A 5,288-nucleotide genomic window follows, 5' to 3' on the forward strand; every position below is an offset into this window, starting at 1 on the left:
TTGGCTCGCCATCGTAATTAGGTGCTTTTGTGAGGTCGTCCGATGTTCCATTTGCATAAAGGCCGGCATCTGCCGCCATCGATTTCAGCTTTTCTGCCACTCCATTGTTTGCCGTCGCGATTTTTTTAGCACCCTTAGTGCCGTCATACGCCACAAAGATAGGACCACTATCACTCTTGAGAGCGAACGATGTATTAGTACCGGATACTTTTACGTCAAGATATTTGTCAATACTCTCAATCGCCGTCGGCCAAGCGCCGGTATCGGCATAGCACATAAGAGCGCCTGATTTGACATTGCGCATATCGGATACGATCTTTGTCGCCTCTGCCTTGTCCGTTGCCGCGCCGGAAGAGAGCATCATCATCCCGGCCAGGATACCGATGATGATGACTACTATCAGAAGCTCAACGAGAGTGAAACCCTTTGCCTTACGATATTTCCTGATTATTTTTTCCATTTACATTTTCCTCCCTGAATTTAACATCGGAATCTCCACTAAGATCCTGCGCGTGCCCCACCCTGCACAAATCCGGACGCCTCCGAATTCCCCCTTAAATTATCGGTCAATAGATCTCTCTTTCTTCTTTCTCACCCCCAAGAATCTTTCCGGATAAAATACAGATGAGAACATACCATGCCACTATAAAAACTATCAGATACTGTTCCATTCTAGCACATCTCATTATAAAATGTCCAGAGATTAATAGTTATTTTGGGTTAAACAAAAAAATGATCCATATAATAGCTTTTATTTTTTTTTGTTTTACAATAAGGGGAAATCACATGAACGCCTGTATTGCAGAAATGATCGGAAGGAATATCGCAAGCACCATAAAACCTACGATGATCCCAACGAAAACAACCATTACAGGTTCCAGTATCGAGCTTAGGCGCTTTATTTTTTCAGATAGCTCCGACTCATACCAATCTGCTATCTTATCGAACATTTCATCTGTGCGGCCGGTCTCTTCCCCGACAGCTATCATATGCGAGATCATCGGAGGAAAAAGTTTTTTCTCCCTCATAATGGAGTTCATCGATGCCCCTGTAACGGCTGTATCTCTCATCTGTACGAATGCATTTCTGATCTTGCTGTTTAAGGCGACATTCCCTGCCATTTCAAGAGACTGAAGGACCGGGATACCGGAGCGGAGCAACGATGACATAGTCCGGAATGAGCGAGAGACAGACGCTTTGAATATTATGTCCCCAAAGACCGGCACCTTTAAAATAGCGGCGTCGATTATAAGCTCAAGCGACTTTGATTTTCTCAGTACATATACGGCGACAGCAAAAGCAGCGATCGCCGCAGGTATATAATACCAGTTGCCCCTGGCCCAGGTCCCGAGCGCAAAAGTCCACTGTGTCAGTATAGGCATCTTTACGTTAAGGTTCTGAAAGGCCCTTTGAAATTGAGGTATGACAACAACGACCATCACACCCAGAACTATCAGCGCGATAGCCATTACAACAGACGGATACGTAAGGGCCGATATTATCTTTTTGCGCAGAACATCCTGATCCTCAAGAAACCCGGCCAGTTTCAAAAGACTTTCGTCCAATGTGCCTGATTCCTCGCCTGCTCTTACTAAAGCTGTTACCAGTGGGTCAAAACACTTCGGATGTTCTGCGATGGCGGCGCCAAAAGTTGCCCCTGAACTGACCCTGAAATATATTCTGGAAATAATGTGCCTGAACCTCTTGTTGGATGTCTGTTCCGTGAGTATCTCCAAAGAGGCGGATATCGGGATCCCGGCAGATATCATTGTAGCGAGCTGTCTGAAAAAAACCGCCTTGTCACGGAGCTTGATACGCGGCGAAAAAAAGGATGGAACGTGCAGATCGATATCCTTCTTTCCAATTACAGATTCACCGATCTGTAACGCAACCTCATATGTCCTTGATATATCTATTGGGACCCAGCCCTTATCGCGCATCCAGGCTATGAGTTCTGCTTCATTATTCGCCGCCTGTGTGCCGCTGATGGTTTTGCCATTTGAAGCTTTAGCCTTATAACGGAAATCCAAGGACCCCACCTGCCGTCTATTAGACGTATATATAATTCCGGAGAAAAATATCCGGAGGGAAAATATCGACACCATAGTTTATTTACTGGCATAACAGTATATTGTATAATGGTTTCAATTGCAACTAAATACAAAGTGTATATCATACATACGCTTGAATATCTTTCTGCAGACTGTTTGTTCTTCAATATACGGCAACTGGACAAAAAAATGGCAGGCCTGAGTTAAGTCATGTTGTACCAATTGTTCCCAAAGATTATACTTGCGAAGATATGAGGTGGTATTTGAATGATCCCAATGCAGCCGACGGAGGACCGTCACTCCGGTGCGGCACTCATCGCAATAGTATTGGCAGGTTTTATGCTCCTGACCCTGCTCTGTGCGGTTGCGTTCACAATATCTGCACGGACGATGCGCGTTGAAGAATGGCAGACGCTGCACGACAAAAAGGTCCGGCTTGACTATCTGGCCTGCTCTTCCGCGAATGCAGTCATTGAGGCGCTCAGCGCCGATAAGAGTTGTTTTGGAACTGATCCCGCCGATAAAACAGGCAAAGCAGACATCACCGATTACGATTACGGCCTGAGCGCTTCAGTCGAAATAAGCATCACCGGCGATGTCAACAGCCGCGTTCTGATCACATCAAAAGCCTCAGGGGCAGATACTCTGTCTTCGACTGTAACAGCTGACTTCGACACTTTAAATAAAAAGGTTCTATCGTGGGGCGGAATAGAATGAGACGGCGCGGTGCATTTCTTATTGAAATGCTTATAGCAATATTCATCTTCACAATAGCGATCGCTGCTGTCGTATCTACCCTCGGCATAAGCGTGAAGCTTATAACAAACTCCGGTATTTCAGTGAAATCCAGACAGAACACGATAAACTCCGTCGAAACGGATCTCCTGAAACGAGCGCTTATACATGAAGGGTCACCGTCCGGAGTATTACTGGCATCAGGTACTATGTCCATCGGCGGCGGCAATTTAGAATACTCCCTCTATCGTTACTCGGCAGAGGGTAAAAAAGGCAGTTCCTTTTACGTGATACAAAGGAAGGACAGTTTGCCGTGAGACACCGCCCGGCCATGTCACTCATAGAACTCCTTATTACCTTGCTGATAATGCTTCTTGTCACCGGAACCATTATTTTTGCGGCAATGTCAGCCGTGGATCTATTCGTCAAAGCAGAGGCCAACGGACGTCTGGTAAGCGGTGTCCGCTTCACTCTTGACTCTTTCAGCAGGAGGATATCGCCGATACTGAGCGTGACAAGAGATATAAAGATACTTCAATACACAGACACAGACGAGATCCCGGTCCCGTCTTCGATACCATATAACACACACTACCTCTTTCTGCAGGACAATTCGGTAGTACATAGGGATGCATCGGGGGACAATGTGCTTGAGGGTTCCGAATGCATCAACTCCATAAAATTTTCGATACCCGCTGCCTCTGATGACGATCCTGAGAATTATCTGCTCTCTTTCCAGGTAAGCGCAGTTAACCCGTCTTACCCGGACGCAAAACTTGACCTATCAATTAAAAAAGGACTGTTCAACAAACCTACGAAATCCGGCAGCGGTGACTCTCCAGGCATATATACCGGGAACGTGCTCAGGTTCACGGCAAAAGACATGCTCCCTCTCAATTGCATGATCAATAACCTGAAACTTTACAAATACGGCACAACTGCCGTTGTTAAAGAGGTATCAAAAGATACCGCAGACGTAGATCCCGACATTACGGTAAGTTATGACCTGATGCCAAAAACAGATCCGGAAACAGGGTCAAAGATAATTGACCGCTCTGTGGTCGAATGGTACATTTCGACCGGAGTAAGCGCAGGCACAAATATCACGGACGCTGTTCCAACGGACAGCAACAGAGACAAACATTACTGGCAATTGGTCAGGGGAAATGGGGAGGCTATCCACAGCCATGATATAGATACATCAGGCCCATTTTATGTCAAGTCCGGCGGTAACTATATTGAGTGGGGCAGCTACGGCGTCATCCGCTGCCGTGTCACACCTAGAGCAGATACCGCAGACGGCAGCAGATCCGGAACAGGAGAACCGGTATGGAGCCCTTATGTGCTGGTAGTTGCTCCTAAGACGGGCGGAAGCATAGGGGGAGAACTTTGGACCGAATGGACCGACCACCTTTTGAACGGCACAGCCGGTAATGGGAACTTCTATGAACAGGTAACGCCGGATAAAATAAACATCTCCGTCTCTCACGAAAACGGTGAGCGCGTTCTGAGCATCAATAATTCAAACAACGATCTGGGGAGCTCAATAAGTGCCGCAGTGCGGCTTGATCTCATGGATGCAGAAAGGCTGCTTATGCAGATCGGCTCGGGCAACGACGAAGCTTCGTATACAACTATAACAAATTACTCACTGATAGTTGATGCACAAGTTATTGACAGCTCTGGGTACGGAGTACTCATAAACGGAAGGGGGACCACGAATAACGGGGCTTTTAAGGATTATGGCCAAATTCTGCAGTATGACAAACAAAAAAGATGTTTTCCCATCCGTCTTATTGCCGACGGCACAGAGTATGGTCACTCTCCGGTCAATGTATCCGGTCCATACGGCATGGAGAAAGAATATCAAAACCCTGAGTTTGGCCTAGCCGGATACTATGACCCGCGATATATGCAGAATGATATATTTAACGTACCCTATTCTAAATATGATTCAGATAAACCCACATTCTTTACGGACAGGCGCAGGATTTTGTACACCATACTTGAATATTACGACAGAAACATCTCTGACGGGAAGGACCACCCCAGATTCATCATCAGAATGAGATATTTGAGGCCTCCTACCCCGGAGGAGAGGACATATTACCAAAATACCGACCCCTGGTGTGTAGGGAAAGCATTCTTTCTCTCTGAGCCAATATGGTTTGGCAGCTTTGTAGGAGATCCATGTCAGAATAAACAATATACCGTAAGAAACTACACCAGCACGTTCAACGGCAATAAAATAACACTTGCATCGTCCCCTTCGGGAGCTTCCAAGAGGAATAGATACATAGTTAAATTTAAATATAATGATAAAAACAACAACTATAAGACATATGAAGCTGTCTTTAAGGCAAAGCTCATGGATGTTCGTGCGGACTTAATGGAAAAATGGAGCAGCTGGAGCGGTCTGTCAGGTATACTTGACACAATATACGATACAGAAAAAAAGAGATATATAGGCATAAGGGTCTGGGGTACAAACACCTCACAAGA

The 5,288-nt window shown here is 45.9% G+C and carries 5 protein-coding genes; 3 read left to right on the plus strand and 2 right to left on the minus strand.

Translation table 11 applies throughout. From position 1 onward, the window contains the following. Positions 1–460: prepilin-type N-terminal cleavage/methylation domain-containing protein (locus LLF78_07915; protein MCE5202419.1), on the minus strand; the 460-nt coding region annotated here is incomplete at its 3' end. Between the two features lie 322 nt (positions 461–782). After that, positions 783–2,030 (minus strand): type II secretion system F family protein, encoded by a 1,248-nt coding sequence (locus LLF78_07920; protein MCE5202420.1) that lies wholly within the window; start codon positions 2,028–2,030, stop codon positions 783–785. 288 nt (positions 2,031–2,318) lie between these two features. On the opposite strand from LLF78_07920, the gene LLF78_07925 reads away from it, so the two are divergent. The 3 genes from LLF78_07925 to LLF78_07935 all read left to right on the plus strand — a co-directional run. Then, positions 2,319–2,768 carry a hypothetical protein gene (locus tag LLF78_07925; protein MCE5202421.1) on the plus strand — a complete coding sequence of 150 codons (450 nt, stop codon included), beginning with the start codon at positions 2,319–2,321 and terminating at the stop codon, positions 2,766–2,768. After that, positions 2,765–3,103: a hypothetical protein gene (locus LLF78_07930; protein MCE5202422.1), complete on the plus strand. Its 339-nt coding sequence runs from the start codon at positions 2,765–2,767 to the stop codon at positions 3,101–3,103. Before LLF78_07925 ends, LLF78_07930 begins: the two co-directional genes overlap by 4 nt. After that, positions 3,100–5,288, plus strand: a 2,189-nt coding sequence (locus tag LLF78_07935; GenBank protein ID MCE5202423.1) for a hypothetical protein, incomplete at its 3' end; no start/stop codon positions are given. The genes LLF78_07930 and LLF78_07935, both read left to right, overlap by 4 nt.

The organism is Synergistaceae bacterium (assembly GCA_021372895.1).
In the GTDB taxonomy this organism is placed as follows: Bacteria; Synergistota; Synergistia; order Synergistales; family Synergistaceae; genus JAJFTP01.